This is a genomic window from Kitasatospora sp. NPDC091335 (assembly GCF_044757205.1).
In the GTDB taxonomy this organism is placed as follows: domain Bacteria; phylum Actinomycetota; class Actinomycetes; order Streptomycetales; family Streptomycetaceae; genus Kitasatospora.
This window is the reverse complement of record NZ_JBIVUM010000005.1, coordinates 304,567-317,481: the sequence shown is the minus strand read 5'-3', so window position 1 is coordinate 317,481 and position 12,915 is coordinate 304,567. Positions and strand designations below refer to the sequence as shown.

At 74.1% G+C, this 12,915-nt stretch carries 12 protein-coding genes and 1 pseudogene; 4 read left to right on the top strand and 9 right to left on the bottom strand.

What is annotated here, in order from left to right; all coding sequences use genetic code 11:
• Positions 1–142 precede the first annotated feature (142 nt).
• From ACIQOW_RS15090 to ACIQOW_RS15070, 5 genes are all read right to left on the bottom strand, one after another.
• The gene (locus ACIQOW_RS15090; RefSeq protein WP_401084218.1) at positions 143–1,897 is read right to left on the bottom strand and encodes a condensation domain-containing protein; all 1,755 of its coding nucleotides are present in this window, start codon (positions 1,895–1,897) and stop codon (positions 143–145) included.
• Between the two features lie 113 nt (positions 1,898–2,010).
• On the bottom strand, positions 2,011–2,688 hold the full coding sequence (locus tag ACIQOW_RS15085) for a 4'-phosphopantetheinyl transferase family protein (protein WP_401084216.1): 678 nt from the start codon (positions 2,686–2,688) through the stop codon (positions 2,011–2,013).
• Positions 2,685–3,488 (bottom strand): hypothetical protein, encoded by an 804-nt coding sequence (locus ACIQOW_RS15080; RefSeq protein ID WP_401084214.1) that lies wholly within the window; start codon positions 3,486–3,488, stop codon positions 2,685–2,687. Before ACIQOW_RS15080 ends, ACIQOW_RS15085 begins: the two co-directional genes overlap by 4 nt.
• 4 nt (positions 3,489–3,492) lie before the next feature.
• Positions 3,493–3,783, bottom strand: a complete 291-nt coding sequence (locus ACIQOW_RS15075; protein ID WP_188299031.1) for a phosphopantetheine-binding protein — start codon at positions 3,781–3,783, stop codon at positions 3,493–3,495.
• A gap of 127 nt (positions 3,784–3,910) precedes the next feature.
• A complete protein-coding gene (locus ACIQOW_RS15070; RefSeq protein WP_401084212.1) occupies positions 3,911–4,843 on the bottom strand; it encodes a 3-oxoacyl-[acyl-carrier-protein] synthase III C-terminal domain-containing protein in 933 nt (310 codons plus the stop codon).
• 169 nt (positions 4,844–5,012) lie between these two features.
• Between ACIQOW_RS15070 and ACIQOW_RS15065 the strand changes: the two genes are divergently transcribed.
• From ACIQOW_RS15065 to ACIQOW_RS15050, 4 genes are all read left to right on the top strand, one after another.
• Positions 5,013–5,315 carry a hypothetical protein gene (locus ACIQOW_RS15065; protein WP_401084210.1) on the top strand — a complete coding sequence of 101 codons (303 nt, stop codon included), beginning with the start codon at positions 5,013–5,015 and terminating at the stop codon, positions 5,313–5,315.
• Positions 5,312–6,502 carry a glycosyltransferase gene (locus ACIQOW_RS15060; RefSeq protein ID WP_401084208.1) on the top strand — a complete coding sequence of 397 codons (1,191 nt, stop codon included), beginning with the start codon at positions 5,312–5,314 and terminating at the stop codon, positions 6,500–6,502. The genes ACIQOW_RS15065 and ACIQOW_RS15060 overlap by 4 nt, the downstream gene beginning before the upstream one ends.
• 149 nt (positions 6,503–6,651) lie before the next feature.
• Complete coding sequence (locus tag ACIQOW_RS15055) at positions 6,652–7,626, top strand: ATP-binding cassette domain-containing protein (protein WP_401084206.1); 975 nt, start codon at positions 6,652–6,654, stop codon at positions 7,624–7,626.
• 46 nt (positions 7,627–7,672) lie between these two features.
• Positions 7,673–8,437 carry an ABC transporter permease gene (locus ACIQOW_RS15050; protein WP_401084204.1) on the top strand — a complete coding sequence of 255 codons (765 nt, stop codon included), beginning with the start codon at positions 7,673–7,675 and terminating at the stop codon, positions 8,435–8,437.
• A gap of 66 nt (positions 8,438–8,503) precedes the next feature.
• On the opposite strand, the pseudogene ACIQOW_RS15045 reads toward ACIQOW_RS15050, so the two are convergent.
• The 4 genes and pseudogenes from ACIQOW_RS15045 to ACIQOW_RS15030 all read right to left on the bottom strand — a co-directional run.
• A pseudogene (locus ACIQOW_RS15045) lies at positions 8,504–9,598 on the bottom strand (PLP-dependent aminotransferase family protein); the annotation flags it as partial.
• Positions 9,599–9,786: 188 nt separating this feature from the next.
• A complete protein-coding gene (locus ACIQOW_RS15040) occupies positions 9,787–10,722 on the bottom strand; it encodes an alpha/beta hydrolase (protein ID WP_401084203.1) in 936 nt (311 codons plus the stop codon).
• Between the two features lie 32 nt (positions 10,723–10,754).
• The gene (locus ACIQOW_RS15035) at positions 10,755–11,531 is read right to left on the bottom strand and encodes a methyltransferase domain-containing protein (protein WP_188299038.1); all 777 of its coding nucleotides are present in this window, start codon (positions 11,529–11,531) and stop codon (positions 10,755–10,757) included.
• 126 nt (positions 11,532–11,657) lie between these two features.
• The gene (locus tag ACIQOW_RS15030) at positions 11,658–12,758 is read right to left on the bottom strand and encodes an alpha-hydroxy acid oxidase (protein ID WP_401084201.1); all 1,101 of its coding nucleotides are present in this window, start codon (positions 12,756–12,758) and stop codon (positions 11,658–11,660) included.
• Positions 12,759–12,915 lie beyond the last annotated feature (157 nt).

Genomic DNA, 12,915 nt, shown 5'->3' with positions numbered 1-12,915 from the left:
GCGCGGCGCCCGCGGTGATCCGCGGACCGGGCGGGCCGAGTGTCCGGCGCGCCGCTGCTGCACCACCGGCACGGAGTGGTCCGCTGGACGACCACGGCGACCCGTTGGGGTGAGTGACACCCGGACTGCCGTGGTCATTCCTTCAGGTGAGCGCGGACAGCCGGTCGACGACGTCCGGGGCGCGCCCGCTTCCGGCCTCGGTCCGTTCCCCCTCAGGCGCCGCGTGCCGGACGACGTAGTGGTGCGGCGCCATCGCGGTGTCACGGCCGGGCAGGGCCGCGATCACGGCGCGGTGGGCCTCGGCGGGGCCGAACCCGGGAGTGGTCGCCGTCACCTCGGCCACCAGCTTCCCGTCGACCAGCGACAGCCGGTGGCCACCGAGGGCGGTGTCCAGGAGGTCGTGGACGGCCGCGAGATCGATCCAGGAACCGTCGATCAGCCGCCACTCGCCCGCCCGGTCGCCTCCCGGCGGGCCGAGCACGGCGGTCAGGTCGGCGAGCAGCACCGGCCCTTCGGCCGCGGCCGCGAGCACCGACCGCAGCGCGCGGGCGAAGCTCTCGGTCTCCTCGGCGTCGAACACCTGGGGGCAGGCGACCAGGACGAAGTCCAGGCTGCCGGTGATCCGCAGGATCGTGAACATCAGCCGTACCGGCAGCGGCGGGGCGGGCAGCACGGTGAGTTCGGGGTCGGCGGCCGGGGGCGGCTGGGCGTCGGCGACGGCGGCCGGGATGGTGAGGCTCAGGTCGTTGACGACCACCTGGCGGCCGAACCGGGCTCCCCGCAGATGGGCCGCGTCTTCCACCAGCTGCCAGACCTGTTCGGCGTCCAGGGTGCTGTGCCAGTAGGCGCTCAGCGAGGCGGACTTGGCCCGGCCGATCAGCTGGTCGAGGTCGGCGGCCTCGGTGTCGAGCAGGATCAGCGCGTCCTGCGCGAGGGTCCCGACGTGGTCGATCAGGGCGGCGCGCTGGCGGTTGGCGGACAGCGCCGACATCACCAGCTCGCGCCGGCCGGAGCGGTGGGCGACCAGCGCGGCGAACGCGGCGAGCAGGACGACGGACGGGCTGGCGGCGGTGCGCCGGCAGACGGCGGCGAGGTGGTCGGCGGCGGTGCGCGAGCGGACCAGCAGGGCGCCGTGGTCTCGGGGCGGGCCGACGATCCGGGTGTCCGCGAAGACGGTCTGCGGTCCCGTGGTCAGGACCCGGGCCCAGTGCCGCAGTGCGGCGGCGGACCTGCGACGGCCCTGCGGGCTCTGCTCCGCGACGGCGATCCGCAGCGGGGTCGCCGCGGTGACCGGCGGCAGTTCCTTCCTGCCGGCGAGGGCGTGCCAGTCCTGGATCAGCACCGCGGTGGCGGCGCCGTCGGCACCCGCGTGGCAGACCACGGCGATCAGTCGCAGCAGCCGCTCGCCGGCGGCGACCAGGGTGAACCGGACCCGCGGCGGCGCGTCGAGATCCACCGGGACGGCCACGTCCTTGGCTCCCAACTCACTGGCCAGTGCGTCCAGTTCGGCTTCAGACCGGCTTCCCGCCTCGACCACGGCGACGGCGAACCGGCCGGCCGGGTGCACCACCTGACGATCCGGGAAGCCGTCCGGCCCCGGGCCCGCGGGGAAGGAGGTCCGCAGCGACTCGTGCCGCTCGACCAGCAGGCGCAGGGCGACCAGCCCGGAGGGGACCGAGGTGCCGTCGGGCACCGGCCAGACGGACTCCTTGTTGATCTGCTCGGGGGCGCTCGACCGGATGCAGCGGATCATGTTGTCCTGGCCGCGGGTGAGCGGGCCCGAGCCGCCGCCCTCGGTGGCGTACCGGACCGTGATCCGCCGAGCGGTCGGTGGCGCGCCGCCCGGCGTCGCGCTGGGCGACGCCGGCTCGTTCGGTGTGGCGTCCTGCGGTATCACGTCGCACGCGCCTTTCGGCTTGCCCGGGAGGGCTCGGCAGGGGGTGTGGCCAGGACGCTACCAGCGCCCTCGCGGACTGGTCCAGACCAAACCTGCCCAGGCCTGCTACGGCATCAATTCAGCTTCCACACACGGGAGTTGACATGAACTTCCGAATCTCCGAGCACCGCGACGGCAGCCCGGAACGGCCTCGGCGCCGGCACGTCGCAGATCCGCGACGGGCCGGCGCCGAGGCTGCCGGGATCGGTGACCGACACCGGCGACGGGCCGGCCACGGGCACGCCGAAGGACTGGGTGAGCCGGCCTCCGTAGGCCTTGACGCAGGCCTCCCGGCGGCACCACAGCATGGTGAACCGCGTCGCCCGCTCGGCCGGTTCGACGGGCTCGGCGACGAACCGCGCCTCCTCCGCGGGGAACCAGCGGGCGGCCATCCGCCCGGCCGTCCGGGGCTCGTGGAGCCGCTCGACGTCGACACCGACCGCCCGCCCCTCGGCGAGGGCCAGCACCGCGAGCGTGGACGAGGCCGACCAGTTGACCCGCAGCGCGCCCGCCTCCGCCGGCTCGGGTTTGCCGTACCGCCCGTACCGCCAGACCAGCTCGGCCGGGCCCACACCGATCCTGGCGGCGACCAGCTGTCGGACGGCGCCGCGCACCATGGTGAAGCGCTCACCCGGCCCGGACTCCAACCGCGCCGCCCTGGCACGCTCGTCCGGGTCGAGCAGCGGCCACAACTCGGCGGCCGCGACGGCCGGCTGACGCGTGTCGATCAGCCAGAGGTCGACCGCCGTCACGGCAGGGCCAGCGTGCTGAGCACGCCGAGCCGCCGGTCGTACCCGGCCAGCATCACGGGCCGCCCGTCCGACCGCCACTGCGGCAGGTGTTCGGCCAGCTCGGCCCAGAGGCCGGTGAACGGCTGGGCCGCCGGGGGCTCCTCCGCGCCGGACGGACCGGACGCGCCGAAGCCGGGGCCGAGCAGCAGCACCGCCTCGGGCCCGAGCTCCTTCGCCTCGGCCAGGACCGCCTCCTCCGGGGACGTCACGCCCCGGGACTGCCGTACGGCCAGGCCGGCACCCGGAGCCGCCTCGCAGACCAGCACCACCACCGCGTGCCGCTCGGGCAGCGCCACCGGCTCGGCCGGCTCGTAGTGCAGCGCGGTCTGCTCGGCGAGCACCACCACGGCCCGCCGGCAGGTGCCGGTGCGGTGGTGGTCGGCGGCCAGCCGCAGCGCGGTGAAGGCCACCGCGCTGCCCTGGTCGCAGACCGCGAAGGCGAGCGGGCTTCCCGGGACGGAGCGGCTGAGCGCCAGCGAGGACGGGGCGCCGGGCCTGACGTCCGGGGTGTCGAAGGCGAGGATCAGCAGGTCGGCCGGCTCGTCCTCGGCCAGCGCCTCGCGCAGCAGTCCGGCGGCCAGCTCCTCGTAGGAGTGGCCGACGCCCTCGCCCAGCAGGTCCTCCCGCAGCGGCAGGCCGTAGGGGCGGACGAGGTCGGAGACGAACACCCGCAGGTCCGGGTCGAGCGAGGTCTCCGAGCGGCCGTCGAAGCGGCGGGCCAGCGCCCGGGTGATCCGCAGACCGGTGGGGGCGGGGGCCACCCGGTCAGTCCTCGGGGATGACGTGCCCGGCGACGTAGTCGGCCAGCCTGACGACCGACCGCAGGTCGTCCTCGGTGATCTGCTCGACGTCCACCTGGATGTCGAGCGACTCCTCCAGCTCCAGGATCAGCTCGATGGTGCCGGCCGAGGTGAGGCCGAGGTCGTCGAAGAGGCAGGCGTCCTGGGGGATCTCGGGCATCTCGCGCTTGAGGACGCGCGGCAGGAGATCGCCGATGCCGTGCAGGATGCGCTCGCGCAGTTCGGGGTCAGTGGTCTGGACCACGGCTTCTGACATGGGTGTCCCGTCCCGTCGTACGTGGGATGTGTGCTCCGGGGCTTGCAGGTACCCCGGGGCTCTGGGGTTGGTCTGGATTTCCGGCGGTGGCGTGCGGACGGCGGCTTCCGGTGGAACCGGCGGCCCGTCAGTACCGCATCGCCATCGCGGAGAAGGTGGCTCCGACACCTGCGGCGGCGATCAGGTAGTGGTCGCCGCGGCGGATCAGCCCGCGTGTGGTGGCGGTGTGGAGATTGATGAGGCTGTCCGAGGCGAAACTGTGCCCGACCGACCGCACGTTGTCCAGCACGACTTTCTCGACCGGATAGCCGATGCGGCGCGCGATCATCCGCCAGGACGCCTGGTTGACGTTGTGCGGCAGGATCGCGGAGAGGTCGGAGAGGTCCAGACCGGCCTGGTCCAGGGCGGCCTCGATCGCCTCCACCATCACGTTCGGGTACTCGCGCTGGTAGCGGGCCAGCAGGTCCTGGTCCTCGGCCAGCCGGCCGTCGAACTCCGGGCGCTGGCGCACCACGAAGGAGAGCACCCGGTGGCGTTCGCCACTGGCGCTGACCAGGCAGGCGGCCGCGCCCTCGGCGAAGATGCCGGTCTCGGGCACGACCTGGGCGTCCCTGGTGAACGTCTTCTCACCGGTCAGCACCAGGGCGAGCGCCGCCGGATCGGGGTCGGACGCGAGCAGCCGGCCGGCCAGGTCGATGGCCAGCAGGCCCACCGCGCAGGCGTGGTGGGTCACCGTGAAGGCGTTGGCATGCGCCAGTCCCCGGGCGTCGAGCAGGTCGTGCAGCGGGTTGAGCGGGTGGGGCACCGCCACCGGCATGCTGCGGGCGTGGATCACGAAGCGGATGTCGCGTTCGCGTCCGCGCAGCTCCGGCAGGTCGTCCAGGGCGGCTTCGAGCAGGTCGGGCAGCTTCCCGGTCGGATCCAGACGCAGCTGGTCCAGGCCGTGGAAACGGCGGAATAGACGGAGTTGACGTGGGGTCAGGCCGATCCGCTCGCCCACCGCCTCGATGGGCACGGCGTGTGGGGGGAGGTGAACGGCCACTGCCTCCAGTGCGGTCACCCGGGCTAGTATTCCGACGCCCGCCTGGTCGCACAAGTGATCTCGGGCCCTCCACCGTCGCCGCCACCCTCCGGAAGACGCCAACTGCGCTCCGCCGCGGCCGCATTCCCCTTCGTACCGTCGAGCAGGTGGGACATCTCTCATGCCGAATCCTGAACCCCCCTCCCCCGTGTCCGCGTTGAACCGGGAGCTGGTGGCCCTGCTGGTCGAGGTGGCCGGTGCGCCGCCCGGCTGGGCGCGCCACGTCACCCCGGACGCCCGGCTGGACGCCGACCTGCTGCTGGACGAGGCCGAACTCGCCGAGCTGGCCCGCCGGCTGACCGGACGCTTCGGCCCGGCGGCCGACCTGGCCGCGCTGCGCGCCGGGCTGGACCTGGCCGCCCTGGAGGCCCTGACCGTCGCCGACGTCCAGCGGCTGGTACCCGGCGTCGCCGACGCCCCGCGACCGATCCCCGAGGAGGACGCCCGATGACCCGGTTCCTGCTGGTGATGCCGCCGTTGACCGGCCACGTCAACCCGGCCGCGGGCATCGCCGCCGAACTGACCGCGCGCGGCCACCAGGTCGCCTGGACCGGCACCGAGTCGGTGCTGCGCCCGCTGCTCGGCCCGCGGGCCGAGGTGCTCGGCACCGGCACCCGGGCGTTCCGGGCCCAGGGAGGGCACGGCCTGGCCGCGCTGCGCTCGCTCTGGGAGGGCTTCATCGTCCCGTACGCGCGGTTCACCGCGAAGCCGCTGGACGCGATCGTGCGGGAGTACCGCCCGGACGTGCTGCTGGTCGACCAGCACACCCCGGCGGGCGCCCTGGTCGCGCACCGGCACGGCCTGCCGTGGGCGAGCTTCGCGCCGGGGGCGATGGAACTGGTGCGCCCCTACCGGGCGTTGCCGCAGGTCGAGGCGTGGATGACCGGGCTGCTGCGCGGCCTGTGGGAGCGTGCCAGGCTGCCCGAGCGGGAGTACCTGGACCCGCGCTTCTCCCCCGCCCTGGTGCTGGCGACCACCGGCCCCGCGCTGACCGGCCGCGCCGCGCCGCCGGAGCACGCGCTGGTCGGGCCGGTGCTCACGGCACGGCCGCACGACGAGACCTTCCCGTGGGAGCGGCTGCGGCCCGGCCGGCGACGGGTACTGGTCACCATGGGCACGCTGGCCGGCGAGCTGGGCGCGGACTTCCTGGCCAGGGCCGTCCGGGCGCTGGAGCTGTGCGGCGAGGACGTGCAGCCGGTGTTCGCCGCGCCGCGCGAGCTGCTGCCCGGACTCCCCGCCTCGGCCGTGGCCGTGGACCGGGCTCCGGTGCTGGAGCTGATGGCGCGCGGCGAACTGGACGCGGTGCTCTGCCACGGCGGCATGAACACCGTGGGCGAGGCGCTGGCGCACGGCCTCCCGCTGGTCACCGCGCCGATCCGGCACGACCAGCCGTTCGTCGCCGCCCAGCTGACGGCGGCGGGCGCGGGCCTGCGGGTCCCCTTCGCGCGCGTCACGCCGGAGCGGCTGGCGGACGCGCTGCGGTCCGTACTCGACTCGACGGACCACCGGGAGCGCGCGGTTCAGGTCGGGAGGGAACTGCTGGCCGGGGGCGGTGCGCGGGCCGCGGCGGACCGCCTGGAGGCGCTCGGCCGGTCCGGCCTGACGGCGGCGGCCGGCTCCGTGCCGACGCCCCCTTAGCAGACCGGGAGAGGGAACGTCCATTGGTCTAGGCCATTGTTTCCTGGGCGGGGTTCGCCCTAGGGTGTCGCAGCGGCACCGCCCTTCGCAGGTGCCGGGCCCCGCCTTCCCAGGTGCCGTGGCAGCCCATCCCCGCACGGGAGTTCCGGTTGATCGAGACCGCGGGACTGTGTAAGTCCTACCGCAAGAAGACCTCCCGCCGCAGCGGCGAGAACCCCACCGTCGACGCCGTCCGCGGCATCGACCTGTCGGTCGCCGCCGGCGAGATCTACGGCTTCCTGGGCCCCAACGGCGCCGGGAAGACCACCACCCTGCGCATGCTGGCCACCCTGATCCGCCCGGACGGCGGACAGGCCAGCATCGCCGGGGCCGACCTGTTCACCGACCCGGCCGGAGTCCGCCGCCGGATCGGCTACGTCGCCCAGGGCGGCGGCACCACCGACAACGTCAGCGGTCGCGAGGAGCTGGTGCTCCAGGCCCGGATGCACGGCTCCCCCAAGGCGCAGGCCGTCCAGGCCGCCGAGGACGCGCTCAAGGCCTTCGACATGGGCGAGTTCGGCGACCGCCCGTGCGCCACCTACTCCGGCGGCCAGCGCCGCCGGGTGGACATCGCGCTCGGGGTGATCCACCAGCCCCGGGTGCTGTTCCTGGACGAGCCCACCGTCGGGCTGGACCCGGCCAGCCGGGCGCACGTCTGGGAGGAGATCCGCCGGCTGCGCACCGAGGGCATGACGGTGGTCGTCACCACCCACTACCTGGACGAGGCCGACGCGCTCTGCGACCGGGTCGCCATCGTCGACCACGGCCAGGTGGTGGCCGAGGGCACCCCCGAGGCGCTCAAGCGCGAGATCTCCGGCGACGTGGTGCTGGTCGGCCTGGACGGCGGGGAGGCGGTCGCCGAACGGGCCGCGGAGGTGCTGCGCCCGCAGCCGTACCTGCACCGGCTGGAGCCCAACGGCGACGAGGGGCTGCGGCTGTACCTGGAGGACGGCGCCGCCGCCATCCCGCTGCTGCTGCGCGCCCTGGACGCGGCGGGCGTCACGCCCGGCACCGTGCAGCTCCAACGGCCCAGCCTGGACGACGTGTTCCTGGCCCGCACCGGCCGCTCGCTGCGGCAGTCCTGACCCCCGACCCGAAGCACCCGGACCCGCACAACTCCCTGGGGAGACCGTGAAGCTCGCCCGCGACACCTGGCTGGTCTTCCAGCGCCAGCTGCTGCTCATGATCCGCACCCCGGTCTGGATCGCCGTCGGCATCATCCAGCCGCTGTTCTACCTCCTGCTGTTCGCGCCGCTGCTGAAGAAGGTGCTCGTCCCGGAGGGCACCGGCAGCTACGCCGACGCCTACCAGATCTACGTGCCGGGCCTGTTGGCGGTGCTGTGCATCTTCGGCGGGCTGTTCACCGGCTTCAGCCTGCTGGGCGAGCTCAAGGCCGGCATCATCGAACGCTCCCGGGTGACCCCGGTGAGCCGGCTGGCGCTGCTGCTCGGACGGGCGCTGCGCGAGATGGTCGCGCTGCTGGTGCAGGCCGTCCTGATCACCCTGATCGCGCTGCCGTTCGGGCTGCGGGTGAGCCCGCTGAACCTGCTGCTCGCGTACCTCCTGCTCGGTCTGCTGGCACTGATGACCTCGGCGATCTCCTTCGGCATCGCGCTGATGGTGCCGACGGACGCGGCGATGGCGCCGGTGGTCAACACCCTCGCTCAGCCGATCGCGCTGCTGTCGGGGGTGCTGCTGCCGCTCACCCTGGCGCCGGGGTGGTTGCAGCAGACGGCCAAGTGGAACCCCTTCTACTGGGCCGTGGAGGGCATGCGCGCGCTGTTCTCCGGGCACGCCGGGGACAGCGTGGTCTGGCAGGGGCTGCTGATCGTCGTGGTGATGACCGTCCTGGCGGTGTACTGGTCGGCCCGGCTGTTCTCCACCCGGGTGCGCTGACCGACGACGCGGGAGGGGCCCGGCTCGTTTCCACGAGCCGCGCCCCTCCGTCGTTCCCGAGCGGTCTCAGACCGCCATGAAGGCCGCCAGCCTGGCCACCCCGTCGATGATCTGCGCCTGCGTCAGCGAGCTGACCGACAGCCGCAGCCGGTGCTCGCCGCCGCCCGCCGGGTAGAACGGCGCCATCGGCGTCCAGAGCACCCCGTGGTCGCGGGCGCAGCGCTCCATGGCCGCCTCGTCGGCGACGAACGGCACTGTCAGCACGGCGAAGAATCCTCCGTCGGGCCGGTTCCAGGAGAGGCCCAGCCGGCGCCGAACGGAGGCGGGGAAGTGCCGGTCCAGCTCCCGCAGCAGGGTGTCCATGCCGGCCGCGTAGTGGGCCGTGGCACGGGCGTTGGCGGCCCGCAGGCGGCAGTCGTGGGTCAGCAGCATGCCGCCGATGACGGCCTGGCTGAGCGCGGGCGTGTTGACCGTCGTCATGCTCTTCAGCTTGGCCAGCTCGTCCGCGAGCAGGCTGTGCCGCCCGTCGGGGCCCGCCACCTCCTGGTCGGCGACCACGTAGCCGAGGCGCGCCCCGGGGAAGCAGGTCTTGGCGAAGGAGCCCAGGTAGACGACCTGGCGGCCGCGGTCCATCGCCTTCAGGGTGGGCCGCACTCCCGGGGTGCGGGAGAAGAAGCCGTACGGGTTGTCCTCGATGACGAGCACGCCCTCCTCGGCCGCGGCCTCCAGCAGCCCGGTGCGGCTCGCCACCGGCATGCTGGTCCCGGAGGGGTTGGCGAAGTCCGGGACGACGTAGAGGGCGCGCGGGCGGCGGCCCTCGGCGCGCACGGCCCTGGCCGCGGCCCGGACCGCCTCCGGGTCGGGGCCGCCGTCCGGGCCCTCGGGGACCGGGCGGACGGTCAGGTCGAGCAGCCGGGCCGCTCCGGTGACGCCGACGTAGCAGGGCGAGCTGACCAGCAGCACGTCGTCGGGGCCGGCGCACAGCGCGCGCAGCGTCAGCAGCATGCCCTCCTGGGCACCGACGGTGAGCACCACGGCGGCGGGGTCGACGGTCAGGCCCTCGTCGTTGGCCAGCGAGCGGGCGACCAGCTCGTTGATGACGCCCTTGGTCGGGCCGTACTGGAACAGCGCGGTGCGCACCGCGTCCCGGCCCAGGCCCCGGTCGGCCAGGTGGTCGAGGTAGGTCTCCAGGTAGGCGGGGACGTCCTCGGGTTCGAAGAAGCCCTCGTAGGGGCGGCCGGGGGCGAAGGAGACCGCGTCCGGGTAGCGGGTGGTGACCTCGTTGAGGAAGGTCATCGCGTCCAGCAGCGGGTCGGACAGGGAGGCGTGCAGCTCGTCCAGACGGAGGTTCACCGCAGCGCCTCCCGGAGGCAGTCGGCCGCGTACGCCTGGGCCTCGGCGGCGGCGTCCAGGGTGCCGGTCATGGCGAAGAAGCCGTGCGGCATGCCCTGGTAGCGGCGCAGCGTCACCGGCACCCCGGCGGCGCGCAGCGCCTCGGCGTACTGCTCGCCCTCGTCCCGCAGCGGGTCGTACTCGGCGGTCAGGACGGTCGCGGGCGGCAGGCCGGCCAGGCCGGCGGCGCGCAGCGGGGAGGCGTACGGGCTGTCGCCGTCGCCCCGGTCGGCCAGGTAGTGGTCCCAGTACCAGGCGACCGAGCGGCGGTTGAACAGCGCCGGGTCGTCGTTCTCGCGCAGCGACGGGGTGTCGGCGGCGTGGTCGGTGCAGGGGTAGACCATCAGCTGGTGGCGCACGGCCGGGCCGCCCTCGGCGCGCAGCAGCAGGGTGAGCGCGGCGGTGAGGTTGCCGCCGGCGCTGTCGCCGCCGAGCGCGACCCGGTCCGGGTCGATGCCGAACTCCTCGGCACGCTCGACGAGTTGGACCAGCGCGGCACGGCAGTCGTGCAGCGCCGCGGGAAAGGGGTGTTCGGGGGCGAGCCGGTAGCCGACGGACGCGGTGACGCAGCCGACGGCGTTGGTGAGCCGGCGGCAGATGGCGTCGCTGGTGTCGGGCGAGCCGAGCGTCCAGCCGCCGCCGAACAGGTAGAGCAGGGCGGGCAGTCGGCGGCCGGGCGCCTCGGGTCGGTAGAGCCGCAGGGCGAGTTCGCCACCGGGGCCCGGGATGCGGTGCTCCTCGACGGCGGCGACCGGCTCGGGCGTTCCGGCGGTCGCGAGGATGTCCGCGAGGTCGGCGGCGCGGGCGTCGTCGACGGTGAGGGTGTAGAGCTGCGGGGTACCGCTGCTCGCGCGCCGGGCGCGCAGGGCCTCGGCCTGGGGGTGCAGGGGCATGGGGCGGGTCCGTTCGGTGCGGTGGGCCGGGCTCAGCGATCTGCCTCGACGTAGATCGTCTCATCGGTGCGGAAGGCCGTGTCGAGGTCGGCGACGTCGGACCGGACTCCCTGCCGGTAGGCGCACTTGCGGATCCGGTCGGGGTCGAAGCCGGCCCGGGTGAGGACGTGCCGCAGCTCGTCCAGGTCGTAGATCCACTGGTGACCGAAGTGCCGGAAGATCTGGTTGACCAGGAAGGCGGGACGCGCGGGCATCGGGGGGCCGAAGCCGAGGGTGGTCAGCCGGCGCCGGTGCTTGGCGAGGAACCCGTCGTCGGTGGCGTAGCCGACCAGGTAGCGGGCGAGGTCGGGGGTGGTCACGCGCAGCACGCCGCCGGGGCGCAGCACCCGGCGGACCTCGCGCAGCCAGCCGACGGCGACGGGCATGGTGACGTGCTCGATCAGGTGCTCGGCATACACCCAGTCGACGCTGGCGTCGGCGAAGGGCAGCGCCTCGGAGATGTCGAGACGGGTGAACCAGCGGTCGCCGTCGACCCGGTAGAGGGTGCCGGGCTCGGCGGTGGCGCCGGGGCTGCGCAGGGTGGCGAGGTCGCTGCCGAGCCCTTCCGGGTGGGCGGTCCTGAACGCTGCGAACTCGATGCCGGTGAGCCCGAGTTCGCGGAAGCCCGCGTGGTCGCGCGGCAGCCCGCCGGGATGTGCTTCGAGCGTCTCGCAGGTGGCTACCTGCTCGCTGAAGGTGTCCAGGCGGGCAGCCAGACCGTCCGGGTCGTCCCAGTCCCAGCCCGGGAATCGCTCGTTCTGCTCGTTCATGTGTCGGGCCTCCTGGTGGGATAACGCGGTTCGGGTGCCGCGCGGTTCAACTCGGGTGCCGCGCGGTTCAACCGTCACGCGCGGCGTTCGGGGAGGTGGCAGGTGCGGACCGGCCCCCGCCGGGGCTCAGCGGACCGGGCAGGGCCAGGGCGCGAGGACGGTGCGGTCCAGGTCGGCGAGGGTGGGGCGGCCCAACAGGGCCATGGTGTGCTCCAGTTCCTCGCCCAGCAGGTCGAGCACCCGGTGCACGCCGGCCTCGCCGTCGGTGGCCAGGCCCCAGAAGGCGGGGCGGCCGACCAGCACGGCGCGGGCGCCGAGGGCCAGGGCCGTCACGATGTCGGTGCCGCTGCGCACGCCGCCGTCGAACAGCACCGGCAGTCCGGCGGGAACGGCGTCGACCACTTCGGGGAGGGCGGCCAGGGCCGGGATCGCGCCGTCGAGTTGGCGTCCGCCGTGGTTGGAGACCAGGACGGCGTCGACGCCGTGCTCGACGGCCAGCCGGGCGTCCTCGGCGGTGAGGATGCCCTTGAGGACCAGGGGCAGCCGGGTGCGTTCGCGCAGCCAGGCCAGGTCGGCCCAGCTCAGGGTGGGGTCGAACTGCTCGCGGGCGTGCTCGGCGATGCCCGAACTGCCTCCGGCGGCCCGGTGGCTCGCGGACATCAGGGCCGGGTCCAGGTTGACCGCGCGGACGGCGGGCGGGATGGCGAAGCCGTTGCGCAGGTCGCGCAGCCGGCGGCCGATCCTCGGGGCGTCCACGGTCAGCACCAGCGCGCCGTAGCCGGCCGCCTCGGCGCGTTCCACCAGGGCGGCGAGGGCGGCGCGTTCGCGCAGCCAGTACAGCTGGAGCCAGAGCGGGCCGGTGGCGGCCTCGGCGATCTCCTCCAGGGTCCGGCTGGCGAACATCCCGGCGACCAGCAGGGCGCCGGCCCGGCCGGCGGCGCGCGCGGTGGCGGTCTCGCCCTCCGGGTCGATCAGCCGGTGGTAGGCCATCGGGGCGATCCCGAGCGGGAGTCGCAGCGGTGCGCCGAACAGGGTCAGCGCCGGGTCGCAGGCGGAGACGTCGACCAGGGTCCGCGGGCGCAGTGCATGGCGTCCGAACATCTCCCGGTTGGCCGTCAGGGTGCGTTCCGCGCCGCTGCCGCCTTCAATGAAATCCCATATTTCCGGTGGGAGTTGCGCACGTGCCGCGCGCTCGACCCCGGCCAGCGTGAGAGCTCCCACGGGCATTCCTCGTTCCAGGACGGCCACGCGCGGACCAGTCCCGATGGGGCAGCGTAGGAGCAACTTCCGCATTGGTATAGACCTTGATTTGACCATTCGTCTGTGCCATGGTCTGGCCACGGAATTGGCCGTTTGGTTTGTTTAACGGCGTCCATGTCAATCC

Excerpts from the sequence above, each read along its gene's own strand:
- ACIQOW_RS15040 (WP_401084203.1), bottom strand. The coding sequence starts at position 10,722 with ATGCCCCTGCACCCCCAGGCCGAGGCCCTGCGCGCCCGGCGCGCGAGC.
- ACIQOW_RS15035 (WP_188299038.1), bottom strand. The coding sequence starts at position 11,531 with ATGAACGAGCAGAACGAGCGATTCCCGGGCTGGGACTGGGACGACCCG.
- ACIQOW_RS15030 (WP_401084201.1), bottom strand. The coding sequence starts at position 12,758 with ATGCCCGTGGGAGCTCTCACGCTGGCCGGGGTCGAGCGCGCGGCACGT.
- ACIQOW_RS15060 (WP_401084208.1), top strand. The coding sequence starts at position 5,312 with ATGACCCGGTTCCTGCTGGTGATGCCGCCGTTGACCGGCCACGTCAAC.
- ACIQOW_RS15075 (WP_188299031.1), bottom strand. The coding sequence starts at position 3,783 with ATGTCAGAAGCCGTGGTCCAGACCACTGACCCCGAACTGCGCGAGCGC.